The following is a 14,566-nucleotide window of genomic DNA, read 5'->3' on the forward strand; positions in this document are numbered from 1 at the left end:
TCGATTGCCGCAGGCGCCGACCTTTGCGGGTGCCATCGCCCCAAGATGAAAGTTAATTTAAAGCGTCACGGAAAATTCTTGGCAAAATGCTGCCATTCCGTTTGAACCGATCAAGGCCTGCCCTATGACTCGCATATTGACCATCGAAGACGACGCCGTGACCGCCCGTGAAATCGTCGCCGAACTCAGCAGCCACGGCCTCGACGTGGATTGGGTCGACAATGGCCGCGAAGGCCTCGACCGCGCCGTGAGCGGCAACTACGACCTGATCACCCTCGACCGCATGCTGCCGGAGCTCGACGGTCTGGCCATCGTCACCACCCTGCGCACCATGGGCGTGGCCACGCCGATCCTGATGATCAGCGCCCTCTCCGATGTCGACGAGCGCGTGCGCGGCTTGCGTGCCGGTGGCGATGATTACCTGACCAAACCCTTCGCCACCGACGAGATGGCCGCGCGGGTCGAAGTGTTGCTGCGCCGCCAGAACAGCGGCGCCACCCAGGCGACGACGTTGCAGGTGGCGGATCTCGAGCTGGATCTGATCAGCCACGAGGCACGCCGCGCCGAGCAGGTGCTGACGTTGCTGCCGACCGAATACAAACTGCTGGAATTCCTGATGCGCAACAGTGGGCAGATTCTGTCGCGGATGATGATTTTCGAAGAGGTCTGGGGTTATCACTTCGACCCCGGCACCAACCTGATCGACGTGCACATCGGCCGCCTGCGCAAAAAAATCGACGCGGCGGGCAACGTTCCGCTTATTCGCACGGTACGGGGCTCGGGCTATGTCATTGCCGAACCCGTCTGACGGTTGGCGCTCCTCCAGCAGCCGTTTGCTGGCGCTGTACAGTTCGTTGTTCGTGGCGTGGAGCGCGATCCTCATGGGGGTCATGTACTACGAGGTTTCCGGCTACCTCGACAACCTCGCCAAACATTCGCTGATGCAACGTCAGCACCTGTTTTCGCACTTTCGCGGTCAGCAACTCGAAGAAGCGCTCGCCGCGAGCATGACCTTCGATATTCGCGGCATCGACGCCTACGGCCTGTTCGACGCCGAGGGCCGCTACCTCGGCGGTGCCTTGCAACAACTGCCGGAAGGCCTGCCGCTGGACGGCAAGATCCACATGCTTTCCGAATGCGCCGACTCCGATGACCCGACCCTGCCCGCCGACAGTTGTGATGCCGTCGCGACGCAAACCCGTGATGGTCGCTGGCTGGTGCTGCTGCGCGATAACGGCTCGCTGTTCGCAGTGACGCGGATCATTTTGCATGCGTTGTTCTGGGGCGTGTCGTTGACCATTCTGCCGGGGATCGCCGGTTGGCACCTGCTGCGGCGCCGCCCGTTGCGGCGCATTCGTGCGATTCAGGACAGAGCGCAAGCCATTGTGGCCGGGGACTTGACCCAGCGTTTGCCGCTGTCCAACCGCCGCGATGAACTGGACATGCTCGCGGCCATCGTCAACGCGATGCTGGAGCGCATCGAGCGCCTGATGAACGAGGTCAAAGGCGTCTGCGACAACATCGCCCATGATTTGCGCACCCCGCTGACCCGTTTGCGCGCGCAGTTGTATCGCATGCAGCAACAGGCCGGCGAAGGTTCGCAGGAAGCGGCGCAACTGGATCTGGTGCTGTCCGAGGCGGATACGCTGATGGCGCGGTTTCGGGGTTTGTTGCGGATTTCCGAGCTGGAGGATCGTCAGCGCCGTTCAGGATTTGTCGAACTGGACCCGGTGTTGCTGCTGGAAGAGTTGCACGAGTTTTACCTGCCGCTTGCCGAGGAAGGCGAACTGCGCTTCGAACTGCACATGCCGGAGACCTTGCCGCCGCTCAATGGTGATCGGGCGTTGTTGTTCGAGGCCTTGGCGAATCTGCTGAGCAACTCGATCAAATTCACGCCAATCGGCGGCACGGTGATTTTGCGCGGGGTGAATGATGCCGGGCACACACGCATTGAAGTGCACGACTCAGGCCCGGGGATTCCCGAAGCCGAGCGCGAGGCCGTATTCCAGCGTTTCTATCGTGCCGAGGGCGGGCAGCCGCAAGGTGGGTTTGGCCTGGGACTGTCGATTGTGGCGGCGATTGTCAGCCTGCATGGCTTCAATCTTGAGGTGGGCAGCAGTGATTTGGGTGGGGCGAAACTGGTGCTCGATTGCCGGCAGCGGTTGATTTCCCAATCCTGAACGCCCGCTGAACTTTCAGATTGATGCAAAACCTGTGGGAGCTGGCTTGCCAGCTCCCACAGGGTTTTGTGTTGGGTCAATCAGGCCGGGTAATTGGCCCGCAGGGCCTCTAAGCCGCCCTGGTAGATACCGCTGAACAGCGCCACCACTTCCTCTTCACTCACGCCTTTGGCGTTAAAGCGCCCGGACCACGTTACCCGTGCGCCCTGCCCTTGGGCTTCAACCTTGATGGTCGCCAGATAATCGGTGGCCGGGAACGGTGCCTGTTCAATCGAATAGCTGTAGGTCCTGGCGGCATTGTCGAACGCTTGCAGACGTTCGATCACCACGGCGCCATCGGCTGTTTGCAGGGTGCGTACACGCCCGCCGTCGCTCAGTTCACTGTTGGGAATGAACGGCAGCCAGTCCGGCAGCGTGTTGAAGCCGCCGATCAATTGCCAGACCTGATCGGCCGAAGCCGGGATATCGATTGTTGCGGATGCAGTTGCCATAAAAACGTCTCTCGTCAGGAATTCAGATTGTCAGGCTGTCGACCACACCACCGTCGACCCGCAGAGCGGCGCCGGTAGTGGCCGAGGACAGCGGCGAAGCGATGTAGGTCACCAGATGCGCGACCTCTTCGACATCGGCCACACGCTGGATGATCGAGGTCGGGCGCGCCTTGCGCACAAAGGCGTCGGCCTCGTCGCGCAGGTTACGGCCGGATTCGGCGGCGGCATCCTTGAGCATCTCTTCCAGGCCATCGGTATAGGTCGGCCCCGGCAGGATCGCATTGACCGTCACGCCAGTGCCAGCCAGACGTTTGGCCAGGCCATGGGACACCGCGAGGTTGGCGCTTTTGGTCACGCCATAATTGATCATGTCGGCCGGCGTCGCCACCCCGGATTCCGAAGACAGGAAGATCACCCGGCCCCAGCCCTGCTCGACCATCGCCGGCACATAATGCCGCGACAGGCGCACACCGGAAATCACGTTGACCTCATAGAAGCGCGCCCATTCGCTGTCCGGCGCGTCGAAGAAGTCGACGTCATTAAAGATGCCGAGGTTATTCACCAGAATGTCGGCGCGCGGTTCGGCGGCGAAGAGTTTTTCCGCGCCTTCGGCGGTGCCCAGATCTGCGGTCAAACCGCGCAACTGTGCGCCCGGCACTTTCTGCCGAATGCTCGCCAATGCCTGCTCGACCTTGGCGGAGTCGCGGCCGATCACCACCACGGTGGCGCCGGATTCAGCCAGCGACTGACTGATGCCCAAACCGATGCCCGCAGTGCTGCCGCTGACAATGGCGAGTTTTCCACTCAAATCAATCTTCATGCTTTCACCTCATCGATTGGCAATGGTGCACGTTCGGACACCCGTTTTGCGTCGCGCATGGCCTGCCAGAATCCAGCAGGAATGGTCGCCGACAATGCGGCCACGTCTTCGGCGATGCGCCCCGGTTTGCTGGCACCGGGAATCACCGCAGCTACCGCTGGATGAGCCAGCGAAAATTGCAGGGCCGCGGCTTTCACATCAACGTTGTAAGCGGCAGCGATGCGTTTGATCTGCTCGACCCTGGCGACGATTTCAGGGTTGGCCTTCTGGTATTCGAAGTGCGCACCACCGGCCAGGATCCCTGAGCTGTAAGGGCCGCCAACGACGATTTCAACGTTCTGCGCCAGCGCCGCGTCCATCAGGCGTTGCAACGGGCGCTCGTGGTCGAGCAGCGTGTAGCGACCGGCCAGCAGAAAGCCATCCGGCTGCGCCTCGGTCAGATCCAGCGCCAACTCGCACGGTTCGACCTTGTTCACGCCCAGGCCCCAGCCCTTGATCACGCCTTCTTCACGCAGACGGGTCAGCACTTTGAACGCACCAGTGCGCGCCTGATTGAAGTATTCCAGCCATTGATCACCGTAGAAGTCCTGGGCAATGTCGTGCACCCAGACGATGTCCAGGCGATCGGTTTGCAGGCGCTTGAGGCTGTCTTCGATTGAACGCAGGGTCGCGTCGGCACTGTAGTCGTTGACGATCTTGTTCGGGCGACCGTGTTCGAACACCCCGCTCTTCTCGCCCAGATCGCGCGCGGCGGCGTCTTCGACTTCATCGAGAATCACCCGACCGACCTTGCTGCTCAGCACATAGTCGTCGCGTTTGTACTGCTTCAGTGCTTCACCGAGGCGGATCTCCGACAACCCCGAGCCATAAAACGGCGCGGTGTCGAAATAGCGCACACCGGCATCCCACGCGGCATGCACGGTGGCCTGTGCTTCTGCTTCCGGGATGGCGCGGAACATGTTGCCCAGTGGGGCGGTGCCGAAGCCCAGTTGGCCGGGCAGTTTGTCTTTCAAGCTCATTGGATTGTCCTCATTCGTTGCGGGGTCTGCGTGACCGTTGAGCAGATCCTAGATTGCGACACCGAGACCGTCCAAGACATAATGCGCAGCACTTGAGTCCCTATAGGTCTGACATGATCGACATTCGCCAATTGCGCTACTTCGTCGCCGTCGCCGAGGAAGAGCACGTCGGCCGCGCTGCCGAGCGACTGCATATTTCCCAGTCGCCGCTGAGCCGGCAGATCGCCCAGCTCGAAGAGCGTCTGGGCCTGACACTCTTCGAGCGCAGCCAGCAGCGCATTCGTCTGACCCGCGATGGCCAGACCTTTCTCGCCGAAACCCGCGCCCTGCTGACCCACGCCAATCGCCTGGAATCCCTCGGCAAGCGACTGGGCCGGGGCGAAGAAGGCGGGTTGTGCATCGGCTACATCGAGAACGCCATGCACGCCGGCGTCCTGCCCAATGCCTTGCGCGTGTTGCGGGTGGATCGGCCGAATGTGCATGTCGCGCTGTACAACCTCAGCTCCGCCGAGCAACTGGAAGGCTTGCGACAGCGTAGTCTCGATATCGCGCTGGTGAGTGAGCCGCCGACCGATGACGATCCGGATCTGCTCGGATTTCAGGTACTCGATGACCCAATGCTGTTGGCGTTGCCGGAACAGCACCCGTTAGCTGGCAAAGCCTCATTGAGTCCAGAGGACCTGGCCGATCAGGAATGGATCGGCGTGCAGCCACGGCAGGATGCGAGCGATGAGTTCGTCAGCGCGTGCATCCGTGCAGGCTTTACCCCGGATGTACGGATGCAGGCGACCGAACCGTTTACCGCGCTGGGGCTGGTAGCGTCAGGGTTGGGGATTGCCATGATCCAGAAGGGTTTGAGCCATAACGCCCCACCGGGGGTGGTGCTGCGCGAGGTGCCCTGGCTGGCGTTTACCACACCGCTGTGGGCGGCCTGGCACCGGATCAATTTGCGGCCGTTGGTGGAGACGTTTCGCAAAGTGCTGACAGGCGCCGCCCCCTGACGCCTGGAATGACGGGGTTCACTGTAGGAGTTGCCGCAGGCTGCGATCTTTTGACTTTGATTTTTTAGAAACAAGATCAAAAGATCGCAGCCTGCGGCAGCTCCTACACTGAAGAATTCGTACATCGGAGGCTTTGGGCATGAACCGTAACGACCTGCGCCGCGTCGACATGAACCTGTTGGTGATTTTCGAAACGCTGATGTTCGAAAAGAACCTGACCCGCGCCGGGGAAAAACTGTTCCTCGGCCAACCGGCGGTCAGCGCTTCCCTCGCCCGCTTGCGCGATCTGTTCGATGATCCGCTGCTGGTGCGCAACGGCCGCACCCTCGAACCCACGCAACGGGCGCTGGCGATTCTCAAGGAACTGCAACCGGCGATGGACACCATCTCGGGTGCTGTCAGCCGCGCCAAGGATTTCGACCCGCTGGCCAGCCGTGACGTGTTTCGCATCGGTCTGTCCGACGACGCTGAATTCGGCCTGCTGCCGCCGCTGCTCAAACAGCTACGCGAAGAAGCGCCGAACGTGGTGGTGGTGATCCGCCGAGTGAATTTTCTGTTGATGTCGTCAATGCTCGCCACCGGGGAAATCTCCGTGGGCGTCAGTTACACCACCGAACTGCCGGCCAACGCGAAACGCAAAAAGCTGCGTGATTTGCGCTGCAAGATCCTCCGTGCCGACGACCGTCCCGGTGCGCTGACTCTCGACGATTACTGCGAGCGTCCCCACGCGCTGGTGTCGTTTTCCGGGGATCTGGGCGGGGCCATCGACAACGATCTGGCGCGGGTCAACCGTACTCGTCGCGTGGTGCTGGCAGTGCCGCAATTCGCCGGATTACGGGCGATTCTCGCCGGCACCGACATGCTCGCCACCGTGCCGGACTTTGCAGCGTGTGCACTGGTTGAAGGCAGCAACGGTTTGCGCGCCGACGACCCGCCGTTCGACATCGTCCCCTCGGAGCTGTCGATGGTCTGGAACGGGGTCAACGACAACGACCCTGCGGAACGTTGGTTGCGCTCGCTGATTGCCCATCACATGTCGGCTCCGCTGCCGCTGGAGGCGCAGTGAACGCTTTGAAATTCGGGTCGACCTCGCGCAGATACACCGGCAGATCGGTCATCGGCGGCATCTGCGGAATTTCGAAATACATCTGGATCACCCAGCCACGGTGATAGCTGTTGTGGTTGATCACATGCAGGAAAATCGCCCCGGCGCTCATGCTGCCGCCGTCGCCGGAGACAAACTTGAAATCGATCTCGCGATTGAGTGAAGCCTCGGTCTGTTGCTGGCTCCAGGTGCAATACCAGCTATCGACTTGCTGCTGGGCCTGGCGCAACTCGCCGAGATCGGCGTGCACCAGGTCATGGGAGGACTGAAAGCCATGGTCTCGCCCCTCAAGGTGCGCCTGCCAGATGCGATCAACCACGTAGATGTGGTTCAAGGTGCCGAGCATGGTCTTGAAGATCGTTTTGCGCTCCTGGGTGATTTCCTCCGGCGGCAGTGCTTCCAGGCTGTCGAACAAGCGTTGATTGGCCCAGATCTTGTAGTCAGCGAACAGATGGGCAGTGGCCAGGTTGATCATCATGAGGCTCCGCAGGCAAAAAAGGCTCCGCCTAGGATAGCCCGAGTTCGCGCGGGCGCGGTGGGGCCTGATCGTCGGTCACGATCTGCCCCCACAGGAATCGTGATGTGTCAGATCTTCTGCAGGTGAAGCTGACCGGCGCTGTCGACTTTGACGCTGATCGCCTCGTAACTGGCCAATGTCGCATGCGACGTTTCGAGTGGATGCTGGTGCGTCGTGGTGATGATCATCAGCGGCGCACCGGCGGCTTCGGCGGCCTGGATGCCGACGGTAGCGTCTTCGAAAATCAGGCAGTCGCGCGGCTCAAGTCCCAGTCGTCTGGCGGCCAGAATATAACCGGACGGATCCGGTTTGCCGGCCTTCACATCCTCGGCAGTGATCATCACCGCAGGCTCCGGAACTCCTGCCGCGGCCATCCGCCGCAAGGCCAGATCCCGCGGCGCCGAAGTGACCATGGCCCAGCGCTCGGCGGGCAGGCGCTTGAGAAACGCCGCGGCACCGGGAATCTCGACAATGCCTTCAACGTCGCCGATTTCCGCCTCGGTGATGAACGCCGCTTGTTCTTCGGCATTCACTCCCGGCAGGTTCAGGCGGTTGATGGTGTCGATGGCCCGCGCGCCATGAATGGTCGGCAAAAACGATTCGACGTCCACGCCATGCCGTACGGCCCAGGCTGACCAGATGCGCTCGGCGGCGGCGATGGAATTGAGGACGGTGCCGTCCATGTCGAACAGGAACGCGCCGAACGCGCGGTCAAAAACACAATCGTGAGCAGACAAAGGTTCGCATCCTCTGGCAATGGCAGTCAGGTTGGCCGGGCAATGTAGCATTGCCCGGCCGCGCCACCCAGCGTCTCAGTGCAGACGCGGTGCCTTGGACTTGAACGCGCTGTCCACACAGTCGAGCAATTGACCGATGGCCCAGGGCTTTTTGATAAACGCCACGGGGTACTTGACCCCGGACGTCTCCGGCGTTTCATAGCCAGACATGACCATCACCGGTTTGTCCGGCCAGCGGTCGCCCACCAGATTGGCCAGATCCGCACCGTTGAGGGTGCCGGGCATGGTGATATCGGTCAGCAGCAACGCCACTTCCGGCGCATGCTCCTCCAAATATTGTGATGCGGCGTCAGCACTGGTCTGCGGCTGGACCTTGAAACCTTCCTCCTGAAGAATTTCGCAGAGAAACTCCAGAATCAACGGATCATCCTCAACCACCAGAATCAATCCGTCAGGAAGGTGCGTGTCCGCCGTCGGTGTTGGGCACATGAAACTGCACTCCCTGAATTGCATTAACGATTTAGCGGCTTGAATCCGCTGCTTATCTGGTATGAGCAGCGGGTTCTGCAGAAATTCATTTTTGATACAGGTGTTTTCCGAAAAGTCGTTTTTGCCCATTGGCGACAGGCGTTCGCGAGGGCGTAATTGTGGTTAAAATGCCGGCCCTTTTGCTTGCCGACCGTGACCGATGAACCCTGAAGCCCTTGCCACCCTCCACGCCCATTTGCTGCCCGCGCTCGCGGCGGCACCGAGCGAGACTCGCCGCCTGTTCCACGGCCGCGGACGTTGCTGGCCGGGGCTGGAGCAGTTGACCGTGGACTGGCTGCAAGGCGTGGTGCTGGTGTCGTTGTTCAAGGAGCCGGCGCCGGAACAGCTTGAAGACCTCAAGCGCTTGCTGCTGGACATCAGCGGTTCGAATGAGTGGCAACAGGCCGGCGCGCATACCTTGTTGATTCAGCATCGTTACCTGCCGCAGAGCACCGCCGAATGGCTGGTGGGCGATGAAATCGACGAAATGACCGTCGTCGAAGGCGGCTTGCAATACCGCGTTGATCTCGGTCGCAAGCAGAACGCCGGGCTGTTTCTCGACATGCGTTACGGGCGCAATTGGGTGCGCGAACAGGCAACCGGCAAGCGCGTGCTGAACCTGTTTGCCTACACCTGCGGCTTTTCCGTGGCGGCCATCGAAGGTGGCGCCAGTCATGTGGTCAACCTCGATATGTCACGCGCGGCGTTGAGCCGCGGCCGCGACAATCACCGTCTGAACGGGCATGACCTGAGCAAAGTCAGCTTTCTCGGCCACGATCTGTTCAAGTCCTGGGGCAAGGTGATCAACAGCGGCCCGTATGACCTGGTGATCATCGACCCGCCGTCGTTTCAGAAAGGCAGTTTTCTGCTGACCAAGGATTACCAGCGCGTGCTGCGGCGTCTGCCGGAGTTGCTGACGGCTGACGGTGTGGTGCTGGCGTGCATGAATGATCCGGCGTTCGGCTCGGACTTTTTGATTGACGGCGTGACGCAGGAGGCGCCGAGCCTGCGCTTCGAACAGCGACTTGAAAATCCGCCAGAGTTCCCGGATATCGACCCGCAAAGCGGCCTGAAAGCCTTGGTCTTCCAACGCACCAGCTGACACTACAAATATCCCCTGTAGGAGCTGCCGCAGGCTGCGATCTTTTGATCCTGCCCTTTTAAAAACCAGATCAAAAGATCGCAACCCGCCGCAGCTTCCTGCGTATTTCAATTCGGGATGTTTAAAGGTTGTTTCGAATTTGCAGAACCTTCCCACAATGTTTTCAGGTTGTCCGTCGGACGTCAGGTCTCTAGCCTGTGCTCGTCGCTGCCAATTCAGTGACCGGGATTGGAAACCCCGACGTGAACCGAGCGCATAAGCGCCTTTCATAACGTATGCTTGCGCACCTTCAGTGTGTGCACTCCGTTATGGCGGCTGTGCGCGGGAGACCTTCGGGTCAACCGGGTTCTCCGTTCCCCGGGTTTCCAGCCTGCGTACAGCTGCCACCTATTCGTTCGGAAACCGAATGGGCCAGCTCCACTTCAGGATCGGAGTTCCACCATGAAAAAACCAACACCCAACCCGCCAGAATCAAAAGCCACCACCGACACCACATCCCCCTACGCCTCAGTCGACAGCAAAAAACTCCACGAAGCCGCCGACCGCGCCCTTGATTACTACCTCAATCCCGGTGCTGGCATCATGTCCAGCGCCAACGAGCCGGAGTCCATGTACTTCGCCAACCCCAGGTACAACACCGAATCCCTGCTGGCCAACGCCAGCGAAACCCTCGGCTCGGCCAGCGAAATGCTCAACAACTTCGCCGCCGCGCTGCCGCCCTCACATCGCAAAACCGCTCTGGGCATCGCCCAAATCGTGATGCTGGGTGAACTGGCCGTCAACCAGGCCCTCGATCACGTGGAACTGCAACCTTAGGTAACTCCCTCACCACAGTTTTTCCAAGCCAATCCAGGAAAACGCGACCCAAAATCAGGGGTCGCGTTTTTTATATCAATCCGCAAACTGCATGGATAATCTGTTTTCGATCATTCCTACGCAGAGCGTCGGCATGATCAATACACCGCAAGCGTTTTCATGCCCGCTGATTTACCAGCCATGCTCGAAGGGAATACCGAGGCGCAAAGTGATAAGGAAATTTTTTACGAACAGGCAACTTAGTCTGTGGGTGGTGGCATTTCTATCGGTCAGTGCGATCTTTATGGCTTTTCTGATGCTTGGCGATGTTTCGAGCCGTCACGATATGAAAATGATCAAAACGAAAGAACCGTTGCTGATCGAAGGTCCGAATGGCGACGAGAATTACTATGTCCTGCCTCTAGGTACCACGCTATATCACGATAAAAGTTTTCCTGAAGGGCATGATCGTTATGTGGTGTATCTCAACCACAAAGGAGCTATTGCCCACGAAGAAGTACCGATGAAACCTGAGTATGGCGGTTCCTTTATTGATCCGCTCTGGTTGGCCAATGTTGATGCGGACAATTTGAAAGACATTTTCAAGCGTTTCCCGCTTTCCAAAAAAGACATCGCCGCCGCTATCAAAGCCAATGAAATAACCAAGGATGATTTGGCCGACATCATTCGCTCGATACCAGATTGATCGACTCTGTAGGAGCCGATCGCGGCCCGAGCCTTCGGCAGCTTTTACAGAGGTTACTTGGCCATTTGAGTGCCGAGTTCTCGGGCGACATTCAGTTGCTGCCCGGGATCACGCAACTCCGACTCGGGCAACAACGTCGAACTCAGCACCGTCGCCCCGCTGTAATCGAAAATCAGCGCGAAGGGTCGTTGTCACTGCGAATCGACTGCCACGCTGCTTGCGCCAGCAACTCGCGGTACGCCATTGGACTGCCCTTCACCCTTCCTGCCAACCAGGCTCGGCAATAACTGTCGGCCTGGCCGATGATCAGCGACGGCAACAGTTCGGCTGGCAGCGACTTGAGCTCTGCGGCGCGCCCGGACTCGGCCAGCCACTCACGCAGACGCACATTGCGCGTCTTGTTGCGCTCGGCCAATTCGTCCTTGAACGGGCCCTTGGTCACGGCAAACCGCGCGTGGTACTGAAACCGCGCCCACTCCGGCTGGCGCTCGACCCAATCGACATAGCTGAACACCAGCGCCTGCACGCCTTCTTCAGTGGTGTTTGCCGCGTCCAGATAGGCGTCACGCAGGCGCGCCTGATCCTCAAGGGCGGTAAAGAACAGCGCCGCCACCAGGCCTTCCTTGTTACCGAAATGGTGGTAGATCGCACCGACGCTGGTATCGCATTCGGCGCGGATCATATCGATGGTGGTGGCTTCGATACCCTGCTCGTTGAACAGGCTCAGGGCCTTGCGAAAAATATCGCGCTTGAGTTCGGCCCGGCGGCCCGGGTAGCTGCGTTCAAGTAAATCTGCGGTGTCCATGCTGCTCAAGCCTGAAATATGGAGTTGAAAAGGCATGCAGTGCCTATGGCAAAAACACGCCTAGGTTGACAGATTTCCCACAGACAGAATACCGTTCCGTTACAGAACAATATTCTGTAACGGAACATAATTCCGCAAAACGCTTCCAGTGAGGTTTCTCCATGAGCCAGTTTCTCAGCATGTTCAACAGCGCAGGCCCGCAGGCCTTCAGCCAGATGGCCTGTCAGGTTGCGCCGTACTTCAGCAACATCAATCCATTGGTGACCGAGCTGCGCGCGAATGCCGCGACGGTGCAAGTGCCGTTTCGCCGCGAGATCACCAATCATTTGGGCACTGTGCATGCGATCGCCATGTGCAACGCGGCGGAACTCGCGGCCGGGATGATGACTGACGTTTCGATCCCGGCCGGCGCCCGCTGGATTCCCAAAGGCATGACCGTGGAATACCTGGCCAAGGCGAAAACCGATGTGACGGCCGTGGCCACTGGCGACGGTGTCGATTGGCAGAGCGAAGGCGACAAGATCGTCACCGTGGACATTCACGATACCGAGGGCAAACACGTGTTCACGGCGCGGATCACCATGAACGTGAAACTTGCCTGAACACTACGGCCACAAAAAAGCCCCTGCTGCCGGACTCGCAACAAGGGCTTTCGGGATGCCTATGGCTGATCAGTGAACGGTCAGCCGTTGGCGGACAAATTCCTCGGTGTGACGCGTGGTTTGATCGAGATGGCGATCACGCTGCTTCTCGGCATCGAGCATGGCGCGCTTGCCGTTTTTCTGTAGCAGATAGGTATGGATCTGCTGCACCTCCAGCGAACGGTAGATGGGCATGGTGTCGATGAACCCATGCAAGCCGTTGCTGCGGTAATGCCGCCTGCTCATCAGCACTTGCGTCTCGCGCTGACCGATCACTTCAAAGCCCAGCGCCTCGAAATACGGGACTTTGCCGACGGTGCAGGCCAGTTCGGCGTGGGGATAACGCCCGACCATTTCACTGATCATTGCCCGCGCCACGCCCTGACGCCGATGCCCTTCGCGCACGGCCATATAGGCGACGCTGCACGCCTCCCAATCGCCCTGCACCGGCAGGTACAAAAGGAAACCGACGACTTGCTCCGGGTCGTCGTCATCGGTGGCAACCAGCAATTCCACATCAGTACCCTTCTCGCCATTCAACGCTTCCAGATACAGATGCACCTCGTAGCCCACGGCGTACTGATAGACGTTGTACAGCAGGTTGCTCGGGCCAAGCCCCACGGCGCTGATGTCGGTCAGGTAGTCGACGACCATTTGCAGAATCTGGCTGTTGACGCCTTCGGGGCATGGGGTTTTGTAGTGGGTGATGCGTGGCATGACGAGCGACCTCCGGCGGAAAACCGCGACATCATACCTTGTCGCAGCACAATCCCCCGTAGGAGCTGCCGCAGGCTGCGATCTTTTGATCTTGAAAACCAAGGTCAAAAGATCGCAGCCTGCGGCAGCTCCTGAAACGAAGGTTGCCCCGCTCACTTGATCCGGTAGTGAAAGGTATTGCGCACCGCCGGCACTGACACGGCGACGCCGTCGATGATCCGCGGCTGATAACGGAAGGTTTGCGCCGCGGCCAGTGACGGGCGGATGAACAATGGATGGCAGCCGTCCAGCACCTTGGGGTTTTCGACCCGGCCTTGCGGGTTGACCGTGTACTCCACGGAGCAATCACCTTCGATGTTTTTATCCAGCGCTCGCTCCGGATACTCCGGCGCTTCTTTGCTCAGCGGCAGATATTGGCGGCTGTCGGCCAGTGCCTGCTGGCGCGCGCGTTCGGCCTGCTGCGCTTGCTGCTGTGCCTGACTTGCCCGTTGCTGCGCAGCCTGTTGTTGCGCCTGACGTTGCCGGGCGGCGTCGTCTTCACGCTGGCGCGCTTGCTCGCGTTGTTGCTCTGCCAGTTGCTCGCGTTTGCGCTCGTCCACTCGCTTGCGCGCCAAGGCCGCCTGTTCGATTTTTTGCGTTTGCGCTGCCGGCTCGGCCTTTGGTTTGACGGGTTCGACCGGCGCCGCCGCAACCGACTCGATGGCCGGTGCTGGCGTCGGTTCCGGCGCGGGCGGTTGCGCGACGGGCGGCGCGACCATCACCAGTTGAGTGGTCATCACCCGAGGTGGCTGAACCTGCGGTGGCGACGGCGACCAGGCGCTGATCAGCAGCACCAGCACCACGACGTGCAAGGCCACCGCCAGCGTCGCCGCGAGACTGTGTTGCCAGAAATGGCTGCGCGGCATCGGCGCGCAAATCGTTGCAGGACTGTGCATGATCATCGCCGTCATTGCGGGGCCTCGGTCACCAGCCCGAGATTACTGACACCACCCTGTTGCAACGCCGCCATGGCCGCCACGACACTGCCGTAACCGGCGTCCTTGTCGGCGCGGATGTACACCTGCGTGTCAGCCCGCTGCGCGACAATCTGTTCGACCTTGGCGCGCATTTCATCAAGGGCCACGGCACTGTCGGTCTGATGTTGGGTGTCGAGTTCGCCGCCCAGATTCCAGTAATAACCACCCTCGGCTTTCACCGACAACGTCAGGATTTGCTGGCGCGTGTCGGTAGCCAGGGCTTCGCTGGCGATCTTCGGCAGTTCGACTTTCACGCCTTGGGTGAGCATCGGCGCAGTGACCATGAAAATCACCAGCAGTACCAGCATCACGTCGATGTACGGCACCACGTTCATTTCGGCCTTTGGCCCGTGCTTGCGTTGCGGCCTGACTAGCATCGTGTTTCT

General features: G+C 60.0%; 18 protein-coding genes. 8 read left to right on the top strand and 10 right to left on the bottom strand.

Annotated features, from left to right (window positions below; genetic code table 11):
- The first annotated feature begins 124 nt into the window (after positions 1 to 124).
- Both PSH79_RS16715 and PSH79_RS16720 read left to right on the top strand, forming a co-directional pair.
- Complete coding sequence (locus tag PSH79_RS16715; RefSeq protein WP_064120914.1) at positions 125 to 808, top strand: response regulator transcription factor; 684 nt, start codon at positions 125 to 127, stop codon at positions 806 to 808.
- Entirely contained in the window at positions 786 to 2,180 is a 1,395-nt protein-coding gene (locus tag PSH79_RS16720) for a HAMP domain-containing sensor histidine kinase (protein WP_305438508.1), read from the top strand. The genes PSH79_RS16715 and PSH79_RS16720 overlap by 23 nt, the downstream gene beginning before the upstream one ends.
- An 80-nt stretch (positions 2,181 to 2,260) precedes the next feature.
- Here the strand turns inward: PSH79_RS16720 and PSH79_RS16725 are convergent, their stop codons facing one another.
- Genes PSH79_RS16725 through PSH79_RS16735 form a run of 3 tightly spaced genes read right to left on the bottom strand, consistent with a single transcriptional unit; the run spans position 2,261 to position 4,510 of the window.
- Positions 2,261 to 2,671 (bottom strand): SRPBCC family protein, encoded by a 411-nt coding sequence (locus tag PSH79_RS16725; protein ID WP_305438509.1) that lies wholly within the window; start codon positions 2,669 to 2,671, stop codon positions 2,261 to 2,263.
- Between the two features lie 22 nt (positions 2,672 to 2,693).
- Entirely contained in the window at positions 2,694 to 3,491 is a 798-nt protein-coding gene (locus tag PSH79_RS16730) for an SDR family NAD(P)-dependent oxidoreductase (protein WP_305438511.1), read from the bottom strand.
- Positions 3,488 to 4,510, bottom strand: coding sequence for an aldo/keto reductase (locus PSH79_RS16735; protein ID WP_305438512.1), 1,023 nt, complete (start codon positions 4,508 to 4,510; stop codon positions 3,488 to 3,490). The genes PSH79_RS16730 and PSH79_RS16735 overlap by 4 nt, the downstream gene beginning before the upstream one ends.
- A gap of 113 nt (positions 4,511 to 4,623) precedes the next feature.
- Between PSH79_RS16735 and PSH79_RS16740 the strand changes: the two genes are divergently transcribed.
- Entirely contained in the window at positions 4,624 to 5,511 is an 888-nt protein-coding gene (locus PSH79_RS16740) for a LysR substrate-binding domain-containing protein (protein WP_305438514.1), read from the top strand.
- A gap of 139 nt (positions 5,512 to 5,650) precedes the next feature.
- The gene (locus tag PSH79_RS16745; RefSeq protein WP_305438515.1) at positions 5,651 to 6,577 is read left to right on the top strand and encodes a LysR substrate-binding domain-containing protein; all 927 of its coding nucleotides are present in this window, start codon (positions 5,651 to 5,653) and stop codon (positions 6,575 to 6,577) included.
- Here PSH79_RS16745 and PSH79_RS16750 read toward each other — a convergent pair.
- From PSH79_RS16750 to PSH79_RS16760, 3 genes are all read right to left on the bottom strand, one after another.
- Positions 6,492 to 7,091 carry a DinB family protein gene (locus tag PSH79_RS16750; protein WP_305443998.1) on the bottom strand — a complete coding sequence of 200 codons (600 nt, stop codon included), beginning with the start codon at positions 7,089 to 7,091 and terminating at the stop codon, positions 6,492 to 6,494. The genes PSH79_RS16745 and PSH79_RS16750 overlap by 86 nt on opposite strands.
- A gap of 110 nt (positions 7,092 to 7,201) precedes the next feature.
- Complete coding sequence (locus PSH79_RS16755; RefSeq protein WP_305438516.1) at positions 7,202 to 7,870, bottom strand: HAD family hydrolase; 669 nt, start codon at positions 7,868 to 7,870, stop codon at positions 7,202 to 7,204.
- Between the two features lie 75 nt (positions 7,871 to 7,945).
- Complete coding sequence (locus PSH79_RS16760) at positions 7,946 to 8,359, bottom strand: response regulator (protein ID WP_305438518.1); 414 nt, start codon at positions 8,357 to 8,359, stop codon at positions 7,946 to 7,948.
- Positions 8,360 to 8,558: 199 nt separating this feature from the next.
- On the opposite strand from PSH79_RS16760, the gene PSH79_RS16765 reads away from it, so the two are divergent.
- The 3 genes from PSH79_RS16765 (at position 8,559) to PSH79_RS16775 (ending at position 11,001) form a co-directional block, all read left to right on the top strand.
- Positions 8,559 to 9,500, top strand: coding sequence for a class I SAM-dependent methyltransferase (locus PSH79_RS16765; RefSeq protein ID WP_305438519.1), 942 nt, complete (start codon positions 8,559 to 8,561; stop codon positions 9,498 to 9,500).
- A 441-nt stretch (positions 9,501 to 9,941) separates the two neighbouring features.
- Complete coding sequence (locus PSH79_RS16770; RefSeq protein ID WP_305438520.1) at positions 9,942 to 10,316, top strand: DUF6124 family protein; 375 nt, start codon at positions 9,942 to 9,944, stop codon at positions 10,314 to 10,316.
- Between the two features lie 91 nt (positions 10,317 to 10,407).
- A complete protein-coding gene (locus PSH79_RS16775) occupies positions 10,408 to 11,001 on the top strand; it encodes a hypothetical protein (RefSeq protein ID WP_305438521.1) in 594 nt (197 codons plus the stop codon).
- Between the two features lie 172 nt (positions 11,002 to 11,173).
- Here PSH79_RS16775 and PSH79_RS16780 read toward each other — a convergent pair whose 3' ends face one another.
- Positions 11,174 to 11,806: a TetR/AcrR family transcriptional regulator gene (locus PSH79_RS16780; RefSeq protein WP_305438522.1), complete on the bottom strand. Its 633-nt coding sequence runs from the start codon at positions 11,804 to 11,806 to the stop codon at positions 11,174 to 11,176.
- Between the two features lie 161 nt (positions 11,807 to 11,967).
- On the opposite strand from PSH79_RS16780, the gene PSH79_RS16785 reads away from it, so the two are divergent.
- Positions 11,968 to 12,408 (top strand): hotdog fold domain-containing protein, encoded by a 441-nt coding sequence (locus tag PSH79_RS16785; protein ID WP_305438523.1) that lies wholly within the window; start codon positions 11,968 to 11,970, stop codon positions 12,406 to 12,408.
- 69 nt (positions 12,409 to 12,477) lie between these two features.
- Here PSH79_RS16785 and PSH79_RS16790 read toward each other — a convergent pair whose 3' ends face one another.
- The 3 genes from PSH79_RS16790 to tolR form a co-directional block, all read right to left on the bottom strand.
- Positions 12,478 to 13,164, bottom strand: coding sequence for a GNAT family N-acetyltransferase (locus PSH79_RS16790; RefSeq protein ID WP_305438525.1), 687 nt, complete (start codon positions 13,162 to 13,164; stop codon positions 12,478 to 12,480).
- A 152-nt stretch (positions 13,165 to 13,316) separates the two neighbouring features.
- A complete protein-coding gene (locus PSH79_RS16795) occupies positions 13,317 to 14,114 on the bottom strand; it encodes an energy transducer TonB (protein ID WP_305438526.1) in 798 nt (265 codons plus the stop codon).
- Positions 14,111 to 14,557, bottom strand: a complete 447-nt coding sequence (gene tolR, locus PSH79_RS16800; protein WP_305438527.1) for a protein TolR — start codon at positions 14,555 to 14,557, stop codon at positions 14,111 to 14,113. Before tolR ends, PSH79_RS16795 begins: the two co-directional genes overlap by 4 nt.
- Between the last annotated feature and the right edge of the window lie 9 nt (positions 14,558 to 14,566).

Origin of the sequence: Pseudomonas sp. FP2196 (assembly GCF_030687715.1) — a bacterium.
Classification (GTDB): Bacteria; Pseudomonadota; Gammaproteobacteria; order Pseudomonadales; family Pseudomonadaceae; genus Aquipseudomonas.